Source organism: Candidatus Chlorohelix allophototropha, from assembly GCF_030389965.1.
Lineage (GTDB): Bacteria > Chloroflexota > Chloroflexia > Chloroheliales > Chloroheliaceae > Chlorohelix > Chlorohelix allophototropha.
Window position 1 is genome coordinate 98550 of the sequence record NZ_CP128401.1, and the last position, 17033, is coordinate 115582.

15 protein-coding genes and 9 tRNA genes are annotated in these 17033 nt (G+C 47.0%); 8 read left to right on the plus strand and 16 right to left on the minus strand.

The window, feature by feature from the left end; genetic code table 11:
- Window positions 1-4 precede the first annotated feature (4 nt).
- The 5 genes from OZ401_RS23535 to purB all read left to right on the plus strand — a co-directional run bounded on the left by OZ401_RS23535 (window position 5) and on the right by purB (window position 5253).
- Entirely contained in the window at window positions 5-778 is a 774-nt protein-coding gene (locus OZ401_RS23535) for a L,D-transpeptidase (protein ID WP_341472063.1), read from the plus strand.
- Window positions 779-885: 107 nt separating this feature from the next.
- Complete coding sequence (secF, locus tag OZ401_RS23540; protein ID WP_341472064.1) at window positions 886-1908, plus strand: protein translocase subunit SecF; 1023 nt, start codon at window positions 886-888, stop codon at window positions 1906-1908.
- Window positions 1909-1934: 26 nt separating this feature from the next.
- Window positions 1935-2729, plus strand: a complete 795-nt coding sequence (locus OZ401_RS23545; RefSeq protein ID WP_341472065.1) for an ABC transporter permease — start codon at window positions 1935-1937, stop codon at window positions 2727-2729.
- A gap of 2 nt (window positions 2730-2731) precedes the next feature.
- Window positions 2732-3961, plus strand: coding sequence for an ABC transporter ATP-binding protein (locus OZ401_RS23550; RefSeq protein WP_341472066.1), 1230 nt, complete (start codon window positions 2732-2734; stop codon window positions 3959-3961).
- Window positions 3958-5253 (plus strand): adenylosuccinate lyase, encoded by a 1296-nt coding sequence (purB, locus tag OZ401_RS23555; protein WP_341472067.1) that lies wholly within the window; start codon window positions 3958-3960, stop codon window positions 5251-5253. Before OZ401_RS23550 ends, purB begins: the two co-directional genes overlap by 4 nt.
- Before the next feature lie 61 nt (window positions 5254-5314).
- Here the strand turns inward: purB and OZ401_RS23560 are convergent, their stop codons facing one another.
- From OZ401_RS23560 to OZ401_RS23570, 3 genes are all read right to left on the minus strand, one after another.
- Complete coding sequence (locus tag OZ401_RS23560) at window positions 5315-5755, minus strand: SMI1/KNR4 family protein (RefSeq protein ID WP_341472068.1); 441 nt, start codon at window positions 5753-5755, stop codon at window positions 5315-5317.
- A 118-nt stretch (window positions 5756-5873) separates the two neighbouring features.
- Entirely contained in the window at window positions 5874-7295 is a 1422-nt protein-coding gene (locus OZ401_RS23565; protein WP_341472069.1) for a GAF domain-containing protein, read from the minus strand.
- Window positions 7296-7360: 65 nt separating this feature from the next.
- Window positions 7361-8275, minus strand: coding sequence for an alpha/beta hydrolase (locus tag OZ401_RS23570; protein WP_341472070.1), 915 nt, complete (start codon window positions 8273-8275; stop codon window positions 7361-7363).
- Between the two features lie 282 nt (window positions 8276-8557).
- On the opposite strand from OZ401_RS23570, the gene OZ401_RS23575 reads away from it, so the two are divergent.
- Together OZ401_RS23575 and OZ401_RS23580 are read left to right on the plus strand one after the other, a co-directional pair.
- On the plus strand, window positions 8558-9193 hold the full coding sequence (locus OZ401_RS23575; protein WP_341472071.1) for a winged helix-turn-helix domain-containing protein: 636 nt from the start codon (window positions 8558-8560) through the stop codon (window positions 9191-9193).
- 190 nt (window positions 9194-9383) lie between these two features.
- The gene (locus tag OZ401_RS23580; RefSeq protein WP_341472072.1) at window positions 9384-9587 is read left to right on the plus strand and encodes a hypothetical protein; all 204 of its coding nucleotides are present in this window, start codon (window positions 9384-9386) and stop codon (window positions 9585-9587) included.
- Between the two features lie 85 nt (window positions 9588-9672).
- Here the strand turns inward: OZ401_RS23580 and OZ401_RS23585 are convergent, their stop codons facing one another.
- From OZ401_RS23585 to OZ401_RS23630, 10 genes are all read right to left on the minus strand, one after another.
- Window positions 9673-10668, minus strand: a complete 996-nt coding sequence (locus OZ401_RS23585) for a universal stress protein (protein ID WP_341472073.1) — start codon at window positions 10666-10668, stop codon at window positions 9673-9675.
- Between the two features lie 188 nt (window positions 10669-10856).
- Window positions 10857-10930 (minus strand) — tRNA-Glu (locus tag OZ401_RS23590).
- A gap of 11 nt (window positions 10931-10941) precedes the next feature.
- A tRNA-Leu gene (locus tag OZ401_RS23595) sits at window positions 10942-11024 on the minus strand.
- Window positions 11025-11037: 13 nt separating this feature from the next.
- A tRNA-Leu gene (locus OZ401_RS23600) sits at window positions 11038-11119 on the minus strand.
- Between the two features lie 18 nt (window positions 11120-11137).
- Window positions 11138-11214 (minus strand) — tRNA-Ile (locus OZ401_RS23605).
- 29 nt (window positions 11215-11243) lie between these two features.
- A tRNA-Cys gene (locus OZ401_RS23610) sits at window positions 11244-11315 on the minus strand.
- 34 nt (window positions 11316-11349) lie between these two features.
- Window positions 11350-11422, minus strand: a tRNA-Trp gene (locus OZ401_RS23615).
- Between the two features lie 27 nt (window positions 11423-11449).
- Window positions 11450-11523: transfer RNA gene (locus tag OZ401_RS23620), tRNA-Val, on the minus strand.
- Between the two features lie 30 nt (window positions 11524-11553).
- Window positions 11554-11628 (minus strand) — tRNA-Met (locus OZ401_RS23625).
- Window positions 11629-11662: 34 nt separating this feature from the next.
- Window positions 11663-11734 (minus strand) — tRNA-Met (locus OZ401_RS23630).
- Window positions 11735-11963: 229 nt separating this feature from the next.
- Between OZ401_RS23630 and OZ401_RS23635 the strand changes: the two genes are divergently transcribed.
- Window positions 11964-13091 carry a glycosyltransferase gene (locus OZ401_RS23635; RefSeq protein WP_341472074.1) on the plus strand — a complete coding sequence of 376 codons (1128 nt, stop codon included), beginning with the start codon at window positions 11964-11966 and terminating at the stop codon, window positions 13089-13091.
- Between the two features lie 3 nt (window positions 13092-13094).
- On the opposite strand, the gene OZ401_RS23640 is transcribed toward OZ401_RS23635, so the two are convergent.
- From OZ401_RS23640 to OZ401_RS23650, 3 genes are read right to left on the minus strand one after another with little or no spacing between them, the layout of a single operon-like run.
- On the minus strand, window positions 13095-14492 hold the full coding sequence (locus OZ401_RS23640; protein ID WP_341472075.1) for a bifunctional folylpolyglutamate synthase/dihydrofolate synthase: 1398 nt from the start codon (window positions 14490-14492) through the stop codon (window positions 13095-13097).
- A 4-nt stretch (window positions 14493-14496) separates the two neighbouring features.
- Window positions 14497-15993, minus strand: coding sequence for a hypothetical protein (locus OZ401_RS23645; protein WP_341472076.1), 1497 nt, complete (start codon window positions 15991-15993; stop codon window positions 14497-14499).
- Window positions 15990-17033 (minus strand): glycosyltransferase family 2 protein, encoded by a 1044-nt coding sequence (locus OZ401_RS23650; RefSeq protein ID WP_341472077.1) that lies wholly within the window; start codon window positions 17031-17033, stop codon window positions 15990-15992. Before OZ401_RS23650 ends, OZ401_RS23645 begins: the two co-directional genes overlap by 4 nt.

Consider the following 17033-nt stretch of genomic DNA (forward strand, 5'->3'; position numbering starts at 1 on the left):
GTTGATGAAGAAATTAGTTTTCTCTCTGTTTACAGGACTTCTGGTTCTGGGCGGTGTGATTTTTCTGGGTTGGATACAAGTTAATGAAAGTCGCGCACTTGCACCTAGTACGCAGGTTTCAGCTACTACACCCGTATTGCTGAAACCTACGCTTGTTGTTTCCACAACTACTGATAGCCCTGAAACTCAACCACCGACTCCTGAAGCCACACCAACCACAATTGCGCTCGCGACACCTGAAACCACGCCAACGCCTGAGCTAAATTCTGCGCCTACCCCTTTAACTACTACCGAACCGACTCCTGTTGAAGATATTGTAACGCAGGGATTGGTAGCTACGCCACCCGTTGAGGGTAAATGGATAGACCTAAACCTGACAGACGGCACAACTCGTTTATTGAACGGTCGGGAATTGGTCAAGGCTTTGCCAAGTGCATGGGGTGAAGGTGAACCGGGCACAGCTACCGACTTTTACGCCACTGTGCCGGGTACTTACACCATTTATAGCCGCTCTGACACATTCTGGTACGATTATAACTACTCTATGCTGTGGATTTATGGTTTTATTGGGTTCGATCCTGAACGCGCTAACGGCTTTCACTCCTTCCTCTATAATAATAATGGTAATGTGGTAGATAGTAGGCTCGGACCTGTTTCGCATGGCTGTGTAAGAGTAGAGGATTGGCGCGCAGTATATGACTTCTCAGAATACGGAATGACTGTAATTGTGCACGGCAAACCTCCTAGAATCATTCCCCGACTAGTGTCACCAAATTAAATGTGTGGAAAAGTCCTTAAAGTTTGGCGCAGGTGTTGAAGCGTGGTATAATTTATCCCGTTTAATGGCTGATAGTCTGACAAAATAAACTCTCACGGAAAGAAGAAATGCCTAATCTTGTAAATAAGCGTGGTTGGTTTTACCTCTTATCTCTCGCGTTGGTGCTACCGGGGCTTATAGCCATCCTGTTAGGCGGTTTGCGCTTCGGGATAGACTTCACAGGGGGTTCTACATGGGATCTCTATTTTACTAATACCCCTACCAGCGCCGAAGTTGAAAAAGTTATTGTAACCGCCGAAAACGATTATTTAAGCCAACTTCGCAACAAGCAACCGCGTAGCGAGGCAGAAAATAAATTGCTGACGCAACGAGACGGTCAGGCTTTTACAGCCATTGCTACCCCAAGCGATACCGGCTTGATAATCCTACGTACCAGTGAAATTTCCGGTAATACCGATGAACGCAACCTGTTAGATAATGCCCTTAAAACCGCTTATCCTAATAATTACATACCCGGTCGTACCAGTATTCTAACGGTAGGCTCGGTGGTAGCAAGCGAAATCGGGGTGCGCACCTTCTTAGCAATCGCCTTGATTTCACTGGCAACCTTGGCTTATCTGGCGTGGAGCTTCCGAAATGTAAAAAAACCATTGCGGTATGCCGCCTCAACAGTGGGTGCAATGGTGTACAACGTTTTGCTGGTAATCGGAATCTTTGCAGTGCTCGGCGCATTTTTCCGGGTAGAAATTGACTCGCTCTTTATCACTGCCTTACTGACGGTGGTAGGTTTCTCAAACCATGACACAATCGTGGTGTTTGACCGGATTCGGGAAAACGAATTGCGCAATCCCGGTGAATCGATGGACAGTGTGGTTAATTACAGTTTGTGGCAAACTCTTGCACGTTCGATTAACACAAACCTGACCATCATTTTCCCGCTCATTGCTCTTTACCTTTTTGGTGGTCCCAGTATTCGGACGTTTGTGCTGGCTTTGATGATTGGTATGATCAGTGTCACTTACTCTTCGATTTTTAACGCCAGTATGTTCCTAGTTTCGTGGGAGAAAAACGACATAGGGCGGTTCTTGGGTCGTAAGAATATAAGAACTACAAGCGCGGCTGCCAGATAAGAAAATGCTACGCGGGGACGATATAAGTGCGTCCCTGCTTTTTTGTTTCTAACGCTATGTACCGTATAATTCACTACCGGGATCTTCTTACCGACCTTACCCTGCGACAGGTAAAAATTCATTATCGCCGCAGCATACTCGGTATTTTATGGTCGTTACTTAACCCGCTGCTTACGCTGGTAGTTTTTAGCTTTGTCTTTCAACAGGTCGTACCGCTAAATATCAAACATTACTCCGCTTATGTTTTTTGTGGTTTACTCGCCTGGAACTGGTTTAGCAGCAGCATCAATATGGCAGCTTATACCATAACATTTAACCGTGAATTAGTACGCCGCCCCGAATTTAACACGGAAATACTGGTTGCCGTGAATGTCGCCAGTAACATGGTTAGCTATCTGCTGGCGCTCCCAATACTGTTAGGTCTATTACTCTTAGATGGGCTATATCCGGGCTGGAATTACCTCTTTTTGCCCCTTATCCTGCTGATTCAATTCATGTTCACGTTTGGACTCTCCCTTATCATCTCCGCGCTTAACGTCTATTATCGTGATATTGGTCATCTCGTTTCAGCGGTAATAGTTATCTGGTTTTATGTAACGCCCGTGTTTTATCGGGTTGGCGATACAAAACGCGGGTATGAATGGGTCTTCAATATTAACCCTATGGCGCTGATTCTTGATATGTATCGCAATATATTCGTAAATGCCGAGATACCCGATGTTATGAATTTAGGTATTGTCAGTGTGGTATCCATTTTGATGTTATTGATCGGATACCTGATTTTTAGTCGATTGAAGCATAACTTTGTGGATGAACTTTAAATATGGATCCGCAAAATGTCATCGAAATAGTGGGTCTTAAAAAGTGCTACACCCGCAAAGAAGGAAACAGCGGGTTGAAAGACTTGCTGGTGCGCCTGCGAGGTAGAACCAAGACTGAAGAATACTGGGCTTTGCAGGGAATCGACCTGACCGTAAAAAGAGGCGCTACGCTTGGTATTATCGGCAATAACGGCGCGGGCAAAAGCACCCTCCTGAGAATGATTTGCGGACTGGGGCGACCCACCAAAGGTTCGGTAAAACGGCGTGGAAACCTTGCCAGCCTACTAGAACTGGGGTCAGGTTTTAGCCCTGAGTTTACCGGGCGCGAAAATGTTATGACTATCTTGATGCTTTCAGGGCTAACCCGGAAGGATGCCCTGAAACGCTTACCTGAAATAGTGGAATTCAGCGAGATTTCGGATTTTATTGATGTGCCTGTTCGCACCTATTCCAGCGGTATGTGGCTGAGATTGGCTTTTTCTGCTGCCATTTGTATTGATCCAGATTTGATTGTGGTGGATGAAGTGCTGGCGGTGGGCGATTTGCGTTTCAAAAAGAAGTGCCTTGAACGCATGCTCAAAATGAAAGAAACCGGAAAAACAATTATACTGGTATCGCACTCAATGGATCAGATTGAAACGCTGTGCGATCAGGTACTTTGGCTTGAAAACGGGCGTATTCGTGAGCATGGCAGGTCTGCCGAAGTAGTAGAAAGTTATAAGAATCGGGCTTTCACTGCCACCGTGGCACCGGAAAAGGTAGCCGTAGTAGGTTCTGGTCCTGTAGCACAATTTCGGGAGGGTGTATCGGAAATAGAGCTTAAGCGGGTATGGCTTTCGAATGAGCAGCGCCAACCGATAGATGCTATTTCGCCTAGCGACCCGCTGAATGTGCATATTGAATACAGCCCAAACGGACTGATTGCAGAACCTAACTTTTTGGTAGGGCTTTATCGAGAAGATGGAATCAAACTATATGAAACTTCTACAGAAGCGGACAATGTTTCTGTAGGGGATATAGCAACTGATGGTAGTATTACACTGACTTTTAGTGAATTACCACTCTTAGAAGGTCATTATTATTTGGATGTGGGTATTTTTGAGCAGAACTGGAACCGCTCTTATGTGTACACAAGCCGGATTAGCGCATTTCACGTAATCGGGCATACACCCGGCAAAGGTGTGTTCCAGCCTCCTCACCGCTGGGAAGCTAATAAAGGGGATGAGAGATGATTGAACGTTATACACGCCCCGAAATGGGACGTATCTGGTCTGAGCAAAACCGAATTAATAAGTGGCTTGAAGTTGAAATTGCTGTGTGTGAAGCATGGGCAGTGCGGGGAGTGATTCCCGAAGAAGATATAACTGCTATTCGCAAAGCAACCGTTAGCTTGGAGCGTATGCTGGAAATTGAAAAAGAAACCGATCATGATGTCATAGCTTTCTTGCGCGCTACTGGCGAAACAGTCGGGGAAGCTGCCCGCTTTATACATCTTGGACTGACCAGCACCGATGTAGTGGATACAGCCCTATCATTACAAGTAAAAGAGGCTGGCGCATTATTACGGCAGGATGTAGTTGAGCTTACCGAAGCAATCACCCGACGCGCCCTTGAGCATCGCAATACCATAATGATTGGGCGCACTCACGGCATGCACGCCGAACCGACCACCTTTGGCTATAAACTGGCGATATGGGTAGATGAGATGCGCCGCCACCTCGAACGCCTTGATGCGGCTTGCGATACTATGGCGGTAGGCAAACTTTCGGGCGCAGTTGGTACGCACGCCAATATACCACCGGATATTGAAGCGGATGTATGCAAATTGCTAGGGCTGTCCACCGCGGCGGTTTCCACCCAAACCTTGCAACGTGACCGACATGCCGATTTTATTACTACTCTGGCGTTAATCGGGGCATCGCTTGAGAAATTCTCAACCGAAATTCGCCACCTGCAACGTACCGAAGTGCGCGAAGTGGAAGAACCCTTCCACGAAAAACAGCAAGGTAGTTCGGCTATGCCCCACAAACGCAACCCGCACCGCTCTGAGCGAATTGCCGGATTTGCCCGTATGTTGCGAGGGCACGCCATCACTGCTTTGGAAAATGTGGCGCTCTGGCACGAACGCGACATCAGTCACAGTTCTACCGAGCGGGTTATCTTCCCCGATGCCTGCATTTTGCTGGATTACGCGCTGGCAGAAATGACCGAGATTATCGGCAAACTGGTAGTATTCCCTCAGCAAATGCTCTACAACCTTGAGAGTAGCGGCGGGTTAACCTTTTCGCAACAGGTATTGCTTAAACTGGTAGAGAAAGGGCTTGGCAGACAAGAAGCTTACAAACTGGTGCAAAAGCATGCTATGAAAGCTTGGAGGGAACGCGGCAGCTTTATCGAGAATCTAAGAAGTGACCCTGAAATCACTACCCGACTTTCAGATGAGGAGATACAGGGCGTTTTCGATTATGCCTATCACTTGAAATATATTGATGTAGCCTTCGAGCGGCTTGATCTAAAGAATTAGCTGGTTTTTCGCTTCAGACAAGGGGTTTAAAACCCCTTGCCGCCATTTCTTTTATTCTTCGTTAGCGACTCGTCTCCAGTAAGTCTTCTTCTGTTAATGAATTGATAAATTCTTCAAAAGTATTAGCGATAAGATAGACATTTTCGTAACTATCCACGCTGCTCTTATCCAGTTCCCCTTCATGATCCCAATAATATACTTTTCCGGCATCGACTCCCTTAAAGGAAATACATATCAAATTTCCTCCCGGATCAGCTGCTATTGTTAGAAAATTTGAGGGGACTCTATCCTCATAAGTTCTCATTTTTTTTCTAATATCATATACGCTACTCTTGTCAATACAAAAGAACCAATGAATAGAACCTCGTGGAGTTAATAGCTCCTCTGTAAGCGGAAAACTACTTTGCAGGGGATGCCCACCATTATGCTCCAATAAGAAAGCGCAATAAGAATCAGGAAATTGAACCCCCAATTCCTTTTCCGCTTGTTGAATAGCGGACACAGTCAACTGCAAGCTTGACTTTTTAATGAGTAGTTTCTGTATGACATTCTCCTTAAAATTCTAGGGGGTAAACAGTTTTTGGTGAGTCGTCCTTGCCACCGCAGCCTTTTATTCTTCGTTAGCGACTCGTCTCCAGCGTATTGATACCGGGCGCGGATTCCACCATATTAATTTCCATTATCTGCTGATATGCTCTGATTCGCTGGCTTATCTCGCGAATGGCTTTTAGCATGCACTGCATTGTTTCTTCTGAGGGGTGTTTTCTGGTTATACCAATAAGCTCAAGTTCACCTTGCAAAATCGTAAGGGGTTGGTTTATCTCATGGGCGGCGGTTCGCGCCAACGCCAGCACCGATGCCAATTTCTCCTGTTCCTTCTGGATTTCAATGTGAGAGACCCGCACTATTGCGGCGGCTATCTGATTTCCCGCCATCTCGCAAAAGTTGAGTTGGTCTTCATTGAACTGATTAGGATTAACTCCAATCAGCCCCATTACCCCAATCGGGGCTTTGCCATCAAATAATGGTATGACAATAGCAGAGCGCCAACTTGGGCGCGGTTCCCCGGTAGCATATTTTCTCCAAATTTTGCTCAGGTCATTTACCAATTTGCTTTTTCTGCTAGTTGAAACTTTGGAAAAGAGTATATCAGCGGGCAGAATCGCTTTTTCCCACTCTATCTTGCTTAACTTGATGTTGCTATCATAGCGATGAGTCGATACCAGCAATTCCAATTGCTGAGGGTCGTTGTCGCGAACCAGATAGACAGCCCCAGCATTAGCTTTAATCATTTCCAAAACAAGGTTCAAAGCCCGTTCCGCCGTAGGTTTTAACTCAAGTGGTCCTCGCAAACGTTTGTTGAAATCCTGAAGAGTTTCGAAATCCAAATTACGCTCTTCAAGTTCGCGATTACGGCGCTGAAGTTGTAATCTGGAATTGTATAAATCGTGATATAGCTTTGCATTACCAAGTACAGCGCTGGCAGTAGCGGAAAAACGGGCGACTCGCTCAATTTCTTCCGGCTTCCACTCGTAAACGGAATTTTTACTGAGCCATAGCACAGAAACAACTTTGTCATTCAGCTTGATAGGAGCAACCAGAGAAGCGACCACGTTCAATTTTTTTGCGAGGACATCCAGCTTTATATGATGCGAAATATCCGGCTCATTAATATAATCTTTGGTATAACAAATTTCGCCGCTATGGTAAGCCTGCGCTATCAAGCCCACTCCATCATTGATAAAGCGGGATTCTGGAGCTAGTTCAAACAAAAGTTGATTCTGTTCCAAACTCGCATAATCTATATTTAGCTCAGGAGCGACTCCGATTCGGATACCATCGGTGTTAAAAAAACGTTGGGCGTACTTAAGAAGCTGGCTAATAACCTCCTCAAGGGAAAGGTTGGCGCTCAATTCCCGGCTCATATCGAGCAACATGCTTTGTTGCTGATTTATGTCAAGTAATTGACAGTATAGTTCTTCAAAGTTATCAGAATTGGTTGAGTAAGTAGTAACTGGCTCCGCCCCCTTGCCGATTGTCATCAAGATACCCTCGGAATTTTAGTCCGTTTAATGCAAGATACATATTATAAAGTTATTCGTTAATATTATAACAACCACGTTTTAAAGAATTCAATAGCACGTTGCCTGTATTCTTTACGGTATTTGAAATAGATTCCACAATGCCCTATGCCATCTTCAAGCCATAATTCCTTAGGACCCAGAGCAGCCGCATAAAGGCGATGAACATGGCTGACAGGGGTTGTAGCATCATCTAGAGCATGCATAAAAAATATAGGGCGCGGCACCATTTTGCTGATTTCCGCCAGCGGTGAAAAATCAACTAGAGCTTTCCCGGTGCGAAATTTAAACATGAGGTTAGCTAAATCCATAACCGGGCGTTCCGGCAAGTGAGAAGTAGCCGTCCAGTTATGCGCTATAACCTCTTGACGGCTGGCAAAGCTGCTATCTGCCCAAACTGCCTGTATATCAGGGTCTTTTGACGCACCAACCAACACCACTGCTGCCCCTAACGAGCCGCCTAATGCCCCAATTATTGGCTTTCTCGAACCTTCTTCGGCAAAACGGGTTCGAACAAAGGCTACTGCCGCCAGAAAATCTTCCAATTCGCCATGCCCTAGAGTTATAATTTCATCGCTTCGGCGTTCTAGACCATGACCGCGACAATCAAACATCAGCACGTTAAACCCGGCTTTCCAAAGAAAAGTGCTTATACCAAGCATGTCCTCTTTTCTGCCTCTGTGCCCATGCACCGTAATGATTACGCGGCTTTCTCCAAAGTGAGGCAAATACCAGCCCGACAAAAGTCTGCCATTCGCAGTAGGAAATAGCACTTCTTCGTATTCGGAATCTAGCTCGTAAGGGGTAAAGTTATATTTCTCGGCTTGGTTTAGCGCGGTTGGCGCTACTATCTTTGAAACGAGATAATTAGCAGCGCCCAGTGAACTTGCTCCGAATAGGGCGACCCCTGCTACGGCTCCACCTGCTATTTTTTTCCACATATTACCCATTCACATCAATTATATCAATAATAAATACTCTTAAATTTTTTACCTAATATTAATAGATTAATTTGTGATAAATGTTGAATTTATATTTTAGCGCATACTGACCAATTAATCGAATTAAATTTCTCTAATGATAGAGCGTTTGACAGGAGATACAGGTGGAAGCCTCCCGGAGTTGCCCTAAAAACGTTTCTTGCAATATATTGACAATTGCCCGGATGCCTGCTAAAATTATTTTAGATGCTCTAATTTATTTGAATGATAAAGAATTATTAAATGTCAGAAAATAATCAAACAAAATACACTCCAGAAGCAGAACTCGTCATTTCCGATATCGAGACCTTGAAAGTTCTGGCAGATCCAATGCGACAGCGCATATTGGAAAAGGTATGCGATGTGCCGATTACTGCCAAGCAAATTTCGGCAAATCTAAAAATCCCCGTGACCAAGCTTTATTACCATCTCAATATGATGGAAGAACATGGGCTGGTAAAAGTGGTAGGTACTCGCTTGGTATCGGGCATCGTTGAAAAGCAATATCAAGCCAGCGCATATTTTTTTCGCCTCGACCGTTCGCTTTTCGATTTCTCTAAAGGCGGCTCAAAAGAGGGTATAGATTTGGCATTATCAACCGTATTCGATATTACCCGCGAGGAAATTAAAGAAAGTGTTGAAAAAGGGCTAATAACAGCCGATGCCGATAATGCCGATGCCCACAAATTGACTTTGAGACGCATAAACCGTGCAATGTCGGACACTGAGGCGAAGGAATTTATCGGCAAATTGAATGAGCTTTTGGCAGACTGGAATATTACTGATAAAGAAACTAAAGAACAGGACAGTAACAAACAACAATTTACTTTGACATTGGCTTTTTATCCGGTAAGTTCTGAAGAAACCAAACAGGAATAATTTGATTTTATCCAAAGGTAATAGCATGGATAGGCTAAAAATATTTGGAATGTGTGTATGGGCTTCTACCTTTATCATAATTATGCTAATGCTACTCGTTATATTTGCATGGCCCCATACCTTCTAGTTTCAAAGTGTGCTTGCATTGAGCAAGAAGGTTCATCTGAAGTAATAAAATGGGAGGTCTGAAATGTTTTCGATAAATCCCGACATTGTAAAAGCTGAAATAGATTATAGATGTAACGCTTATCACAACGAAGCACATAATATGCGTCTGTACCAACTGGCTAAAAACAGCAGCGCTAATACTGATGCTGAAATTAATCCTATGCGAAAAAAACTGGGGAAATTATTGATACGGTGGGGTATGCAACTCGCCGGATATACTTTATAAAGTAGCATCCTCAATAATTAATAAGTGGTCTGGCAAGTTATTACCAGACCACTCGTCTTTTTATAGCGCAATAAAAGCGAGCAACTTAAATAGTACCGACCAATTTACCGGCTTCTTCTTCCTTATTGGATTTAACGTGAGGATAGGTATGCACCAGCATAACCGGCAGGTGCGTTTTCCGAACAACTTCATCCGCCACGCTACCCATCATGAACTGACCCCATCTGCCGCGCGCATGCGTTGCCATCATTATGATCGAAGCATGGCAATGATTGGAATAGTTAATGATCTCAAAAGCGGGATTACCGACAAAGACAACCGAGCGACATTTCACGCCCTGCCCTTCAATTTTCAGTTGCAATTTGTTGAGATAATCAAGCCCGGCATCGCGGCGTTCTTCTAGGTCTTTATCCAAATCGAAGCTATATGACGAAATAGGCGCGCCATATTCCACGGGTATAATTGGATTAATCACTTGCACAAGCTGGATTTCAGCGCCCGTTTCTTCCGCAAAATGAATAGCAGCGGGCAATACCGATTCGGATTCATGCGTGCCATCCAATGTCACAACCAAATGCTTAATGCCATCTTGAATACTGGAAGGTTCTAACATCAATTCGCTAATAAGCTCGGAAGTATCCACCGAATCAGGACGAATTAACACCATCGGAACATTGCAATTTCTCAGTACGCGGTTTGCCATACTACCAACTACCACTCGCGCCAGTCCGGTTCGACCGTGGGTAGTCATAACCACCAAATCGGCTTTCTCACGCGCAATCAAATCAATAAGGTCTTTATCATGCTCTCCGTAAACTGCCAGCGCTGTAACTCGCCCTGAGTTAGCGCACAAATCCAGCGCGGAGTCACAAATATTCTGTTTAATATTTTCAAGGTATTCTTCGGCGGTTTTTACAGCGTAAAGCTCATGTTCAGAGGTATCGGTGGTAAAAGCTGGAAGTTCGGCGACACGTAACAATATTAGTTGCGCTTTATAAATGTTGGCTAATTTAATAGCACAGGGTAAGGCTTTTTCTGCCAGCGGTGAACCATCCAGTGGCACCAGAATTTTAGTAAACATGAGAAACCTCCTTATGTACCTTACTAACAGACGTCATTGTCATGTACTACTCTGTTACAAGTTTAACAATGTTTAGTGAAAATATCGGTCAATAAAGGTGTATATAAGGTAGTGGTAGGTTGAAGTTGTAATTTTTAAGGGAACGAGGAAAATAAAAACCTCCCAGTGGGGGAGGTTCTAACTTTAGATAGCGCATACGGGATTCGAACCCGTGGTCTCATCCTTGAGAGGGATGCGTCCTAGGCCGCTAGACGAATGCGCCAGATTGAAGGATGCGCAAGGAGGGATTTGAACCCTCACGCCCGTACGGGCACTACACCCTGAATGTAGCGCGTCTGCCGTTCCGCCACTTGCGCAGGGAAATTATGATGCGGAAGGAGGGATTTGAACCCTCACGCCTTACGGCGCAGCCCCCTCAAGACTGTGTGTCTGCCAATTCCACCACTTCCGCAGTTGGGCTTTTTTAATATGGTGGGCGCAACTGGTCTCGAACCAGTGACCTCATTCTTATCAGGAATGTGCTCTAACCAACTGAGCTATGCGCCCAAATAAATAAGCCCTGTATTTAATTGTGAAGGTGACGGGCGGATTCGAACCGCCGGATAAAGGTTTTGCAGACCTCTGCCTTACCACTTGGCTACGTCACCCCTGTACTCTTTAGACTGAGGGTTTCGTGTTAGGCAGGGGCGAGAGGATTCGAACCCCCGACCGGCCGTTTTGGAGACGGCTGCTCTACCAGCTGAGCTACACCCCTACGTTCAAACCAACGAGTCGCACAAAGTGGGCGATACTGGTCTCGAACCAGTGACCTCAGCGATGTCAACGCTGCGCTCTAACCAACTGAGCTAATCGCCCGTGTAAGACATAAATCGACAACATTCTTTATGGTTGCGGGGGCAGGATTCGAACCTACGACCTTTGGGTTATGAGCCCAACGAGCTGCCACTGCTCCACCCCGCGTCGGTATTGTTGCCGATTGCCTATTTTTTGTTTATGGCGAGGGAGAGATTTGAACTCTCGACCAAGGGCTTATGAGTCCCCTGCTCTACCACTGAGCTACCTCGCCGCATCGCGGAGCCACGATTGCTTTGCGGTTGGATCGCTCGCTTTTGCACCGGGCATTGCTCAATTGCAGGGGTTATTATATCAGCCTGATCTAAGCTTGTCAACAAACTTGACCGTTGATTGTTTCAGGTTTAGAATGCGCTATAGCCTGGTTGTCTTTGCAACCAGACCGGATGGTTACTCGTTAATTATATCAAATGAAATTTGATTTATCCTGCAAACGGATTTAAATGAAACTTGTAATACAGATTCCTTGCTTTAACGAAGAAGAGCAACTCCCTGTCACCCTTTCTACCATACCAAAGCAGATCGAGGGAATTGATTCTATTGAGTTGCTCATTATTGATGATGGCTCTACCGATCGCACCGCCGCGGTAGCGCGCCAATGGGCTATTGATAATAATTTCCCCTTGCAAATCGCCCACCATACCCGCAATCGGGGGCTTGCCGTCGCCTTTCAGACGGGCTTGAATACTGCGCTGGCGATGGGTGCGGATATTATTGTTAATACTGATGCCGATAACCAGTATCCCTCCGAATCTATTCCAGACCTGATTCGCCCTATTCTACTCAAGCAATTGGATTTGGTTATAGCCGATCGCCAAACTCAGAACATTGAGCATTTTTCGCCCATCAAGAAATTCCTGCAAAAAGTAGGCAGCTATACCGTCAGCATTTTCAGTGGCTCAAAAGTTACCGATGCAGTTAGTGGCTTTCGCGCTATGAGCCGTGAAACTGCCCTAACTTTAAATGTTATCACCAATTACACCTATACCGTTGAGACTATTTTCCAAGCCAGCAAGCGCAATCTGGCTATCGGTAGCATCCCCATTTTTACCAACCCTAAAACCAGAGATTCAAGGCTGGTTAAGAGCGTTTGGGGCTATGTAAAGCGCATGGGCGCAACTATAGTGCGGATTTATGCTATGCACGAACCGCTCAAAGCTTTTTTCTATATCAGCATCCCTTTCTTTCTGGTCGGCGGTTTTTATATATTTCGCTTCCTGCTACTGACAATAATTGAACGCAACATTGGGGCGCGTTTTATCCAGTCGGTCATACTTGGCGGAGTGAGTGTAATGCTAGGGGTAGTGCTGATAATGATCGGCTTGCTGGCAGACCTCATCAGTCGCAATCGCCGCTTGATAGAAGATTCGCTCTTTCGTGTCAAGCGCATTGAACTGGACATGATAAAGCAACGCGAGCGAGAGGAAGATTTGCTGGCAGAAATTAAGGCGCTAAGAGCAGATTTAAAAGTCGAAGCCTCCGCGCCAAACCCGCTTAAAAGTGAAAGCCATCACCACCTAACACAGGTGGAAGAGATAATAATCGAAGATGTGGTTTCGGGAAAGAGTTGACCCTTAATCGGGCGAACCGTCACTTTCCAACGCCAATCCGTAATATTCCCGCGCTTCTGCTGCCACAAAAAGCGACCCGGTAACGCAAATCAGGTCGTTCTTTCCGGCGAGTTTATGCGCCTCCTCAAGCGCCATTGCTATGTTTTGTACCAATTCCGGTGCTTGAGGATTATCACTAAAACCCCTGTCTCTTAGCATAGTAGGCACAGCCGCACGCGGATGCCGTGAGCGGGTCAGGATAAAGCTCACCGGAGCAGTAAAACGGCGCAATTCCCGAAAAACTCCTTCTATATCCTTGTCGGATGAACTGCCGACCACAAATACCAGCTTTTCAAAGTTGAAAGTACTTGCCAACGCCTCCCGCAAACGCGCTGCGCTTTCGGCGTTATGCGCCCCATCTGCTATGACCAGCGGCTTATTGGACATATCTTGTAGAACTTCAAGACGCGCTTCCCAGTGGGTTTTCTCAAATCCGGCTTTTATCGCGCCTGTAGTAATCCGCAACCCCTTTGGGCTTTGCGCTTGCAACAATAATGCGCCAAATGCCAGCGCAGCGTTGGCGTATTGATGCGCCCCCCGCAGTAACAAACGCACCTCTATTTGAGCATTATTAGCGGGCGCTGACAGAATAATAGGCTCTACAGGCTTTATTCGCTCACTAGTTATGTCAACTGAATCAGTAGCATTGAACGTAAAATCTTCGCCTACCCGATACAGCTTTGCGCCTTGTTCCCGGCTGATACTCTCGATTACTGCCATTGCTTCGGGCGGTTGCGCTGCGCTGATTACTAATCCCCCCGGCTTGATGATACCCGCTTTCTCAGCCGCGATTTTAGCAAGGGTGTCGCCCAACACTTCAACATGGTCGTAGGAAATTGAGCTAATCACCGAAAGCAGCGGCGTAACCACATTTACCGCATCCAGCCTACCCCCCAAGCCCACTTCCAGAACCGCAATATCTACTCCCCCATCCGCGAAATGCTGCAAGGCAAGCGCAGTGCCAAGCTCGTAGGTAGTAATCCGCCCGATGCTCGCTTCTGCCTCCAGCGTTTGCTCCACGTAAGGCTTGAGACGTTCTACCAGCGTCACCACTTCCTCGCGACTGATTAACGCGCCATCCACCCGGATTCGCTCGCGGTAAGTGTGCAAGTGCGGTTGGCTATACAGCCCCACCCGGTAGCCTGCCTCTTGCAAAGCCGAAGCGCACAATACCGCCGTTGAACCCTTCCCTTTGGTTCCGGCAATCATAATAGAAGGATAATTGGCTTGGGGATTACCAAGCAATTCCAACAAATAGGCAATCCGTTCAAGGTTGTAAGCGGCAGGATTAGCGGCAGGCATTCCGCTTTTCTCGTAGTTGATGAAGCTATAAAGATAATCCAGAGCTTGCTGGTAGTTCACGTTTTCAATCCTTCAGTTTGAATACAGCCATATTTTTCTGGTCGAACTTCTCAAGGTAAGTTTCCTGCGGCTGGAATACTTTGCGCCCTTCCAGTTCCAGAAGGTCGTTCAGGCTAGGATACCATGTGGGCAGCATGGCAAAATAATTTACCCCATCGGCGCGCACTCGCTTCAAGATTTCAGACTGGTTTAGCACAATCGGGATGTAGGCGGGCGTAACCAACCCGGCTGTATCCACAATGCGCCGTCCGCTAAAGTAACCGATTGCCCCAATATCATGGGTTGCCACTATCGCCCCGGTGGGAGTGTTATCGTGCAGCCATTTGCCCACCCGCACTTGCTCATCGTTGATATATTTTACGTCAAAGCGGTAGGTTTCTGCCCCGGTCAAAAGGCTTATAAATACCAGCAACGCCGCCAATCCCGGCAACAAACGCGCCAGCCTGAAAAAGCGCGAGTCGCGCAACGCTTGTAACAATTGTCCGCTGCCCTTCACCCCGTATAGGATAAAGATCGGAATCAAAGGCATCAGGTAACGGGCGTGATGGTAAACTACCGGCAACCGCCAAGCATAAAGCAGCAATAATGCGCTCGCCCACACCAGCGGTAGCCAATTAAAACGTACTGACCTACGCGCTATCAGCCAGACAAAGCCGGGAAATAGCGCGATTGCGCCCCCCCTGAGACAAATTTCCACAACAGCGTTTAGCAGATATGCCAGCGCATTCAGCAAATTATGGTCGGAAGTGTAAAAAGCGGTTTTGGCAGAAAAGGTATTGGGCAGCACCGAACCGCTCACGCTGTAATTAAACAGGGCGTAGGGCAGCAACGGCAATAATAAGCCCAAACCCATCAAACCCCATGTTTTGGATAAAACGATTAAGGGCTTGCCTTGCACTGAACGGTTTGCGAAGATTCTGCGTCCCGCTTCGAGTCCAACCAAACCCGCCAACACGATTCCTTCCGGGCGCGTAAGGGTTAGCAAGCCCCCCGCCAGACCCGTCCAAAAAACAGGAGCGTTCGAGAGTGAGAGGCGCAACACCAACATCGAGAGCCACGCAAATAATAGCGTTTCCATGCCGCTTACGCTCGCCCAACCCAATCGCCATTCAAACACGGTAAAAATCAGGGCGACCAGCGCGGCAAAATCCTGTCCCTTTCCGAACAGCAAGCCATATACCCGGTACACCTCCAACGCAGTCAACGCCAGACAAGCTATGCCAAGTAAATACGCCCAAATCATGTAGGTGTCGTTAAACAGGTAGCTCGGAACCAATAGCAGCGTCCAAAGCGGCGCAGTAGAACCGGAGGCAAGTTCGCCGGGGTTATAGCTGAACTCGCCATGCAAAAACAGGTTGCGCGCAAACACCTGATGAATCCAAGCATCATCGAGCGGGAAACCGAAAGGAGTGGCAAGATACGCCCACAGGAGAAATAGCAGCGCCACTGTAAGCGCACCCCCGAAAGCAATTAGGTATGTTCTCGGCTGTAGCTTGCTCATTTTGGTTTACCGGGGATAGCTATTGCCAATTCGTCCATTGTTCGCTGCAAAGCAAGATTGTTGCCAAAGCCGGAAGAAGCCAGCCAACGTCGTAGCTCAGCAATACTAACGCGCCGATTCTGCTGAATTTCGCGCCGTTGTTGCCGGAGGCGTTTCAAGTGGTGCGGATGTAATGCCGCCAATCTTCCCCGCAGAGCGTGAATATCGCGCCGAAATAGCAGCGTATATAGCACAGCCGCCAAATCGTAAAAGAGGATGAGCGGCAAGTAACGCAACAGCAACGCGCCGGGCATATCCTTAAGAATAACCCACAAGCGGTTGCGCCCAAGCTGAAAGCTCTTGAAGGGCGAACCCTGCCCGCCTGTCCCGCTATACAGATGTATCACCTTCGCATCCGGCACATACAGGCTGCGATAGCCCCGCAAACGCAAACGCCACGCTAAATCGGCATCTTCTAGATAGGCAAAGAAAGCCGGGTCAAAAAAGCCTGTTTCCTCGATAGCTTTCCGACGATATAACGCCGCCCCCGCGCACACTCCAAAAATTTCTTCTTCTGCGCCGGGCTTCCACAATTCCCCACCGCGCCCATCCAACGCTAAGCCGTTTTTTCTCACTTCGATTCCCGCGCTGGCGATTCGGGCGCTATCAGAGGCGAACAGCATCGCGCCACAAACCGCCGCCCATTCGTCCGAGCGGTTTTCAAGGCTGTTAACCAGCGTTTCCAGCCAGCATTGGTCGGCTTCGGTATCATTATTCAGAGTGGCAATATAACGCGCTTCGGGGTCGACATGCTTCAAGCCTTCCAGATTGCCACCCGAAAAACCTGTGTTTTGCGCCAATTCCACCAGCTTTAACGTGCCTTCTGCCAGCCACTCCCCGAATTTCTCACGCACCAACGCCGCCGAGCCGTCCACCGAACCATTTTCGACTAGAATGACTTCAAAAGCTCGGTAAGTTTGCCCACGCAGCGCATTAAGACACGGCTCAAGGTAGTCGCGCCCGTTCCAGTTGAGGATTAAAACTGATACATTTATCGGCAT

What these genes read in the sequence shown, in the direction of transcription:
- OZ401_RS23535 (WP_341472063.1), top strand. Translation starts at nt 5, where the DNA reads ATGAAGAAATTAGTTTTCTCTCTGTTTACAGGACTTCTGGTTCTGGGC.
- secF (WP_341472064.1), top strand. Translation starts at nt 886, where the DNA reads ATGCCTAATCTTGTAAATAAGCGTGGTTGGTTTTACCTCTTATCTCTC.
- OZ401_RS23550 (WP_341472066.1), top strand. Translation starts at nt 2,732, where the DNA reads ATGGATCCGCAAAATGTCATCGAAATAGTGGGTCTTAAAAAGTGCTAC.
- purB (WP_341472067.1), top strand. Translation starts at nt 3,958, where the DNA reads ATGATTGAACGTTATACACGCCCCGAAATGGGACGTATCTGGTCTGAG.
- OZ401_RS23565 (WP_341472069.1), bottom strand. Translation starts at nt 7,295, where the DNA reads ATGACAATCGGCAAGGGGGCGGAGCCAGTTACTACTTACTCAACCAAT.
- OZ401_RS23570 (WP_341472070.1), bottom strand. Translation starts at nt 8,275, where the DNA reads ATGTGGAAAAAAATAGCAGGTGGAGCCGTAGCAGGGGTCGCCCTATTC.
- OZ401_RS23575 (WP_341472071.1), top strand. Translation starts at nt 8,558, where the DNA reads ATGTCAGAAAATAATCAAACAAAATACACTCCAGAAGCAGAACTCGTC.
- OZ401_RS23580 (WP_341472072.1), top strand. Translation starts at nt 9,384, where the DNA reads ATGTTTTCGATAAATCCCGACATTGTAAAAGCTGAAATAGATTATAGA.
- OZ401_RS23585 (WP_341472073.1), bottom strand. Translation starts at nt 10,668, where the DNA reads ATGTTTACTAAAATTCTGGTGCCACTGGATGGTTCACCGCTGGCAGAA.
- OZ401_RS23635 (WP_341472074.1), top strand. Translation starts at nt 11,964, where the DNA reads ATGAAACTTGTAATACAGATTCCTTGCTTTAACGAAGAAGAGCAACTC.
- OZ401_RS23645 (WP_341472076.1), bottom strand. Translation starts at nt 15,993, where the DNA reads ATGAGCAAGCTACAGCCGAGAACATACCTAATTGCTTTCGGGGGTGCG.
- OZ401_RS23650 (WP_341472077.1), bottom strand. Translation starts at nt 17,033, where the DNA reads ATGCCGATAAATGTATCAGTTTTAATCCTCAACTGGAACGGGCGCGAC.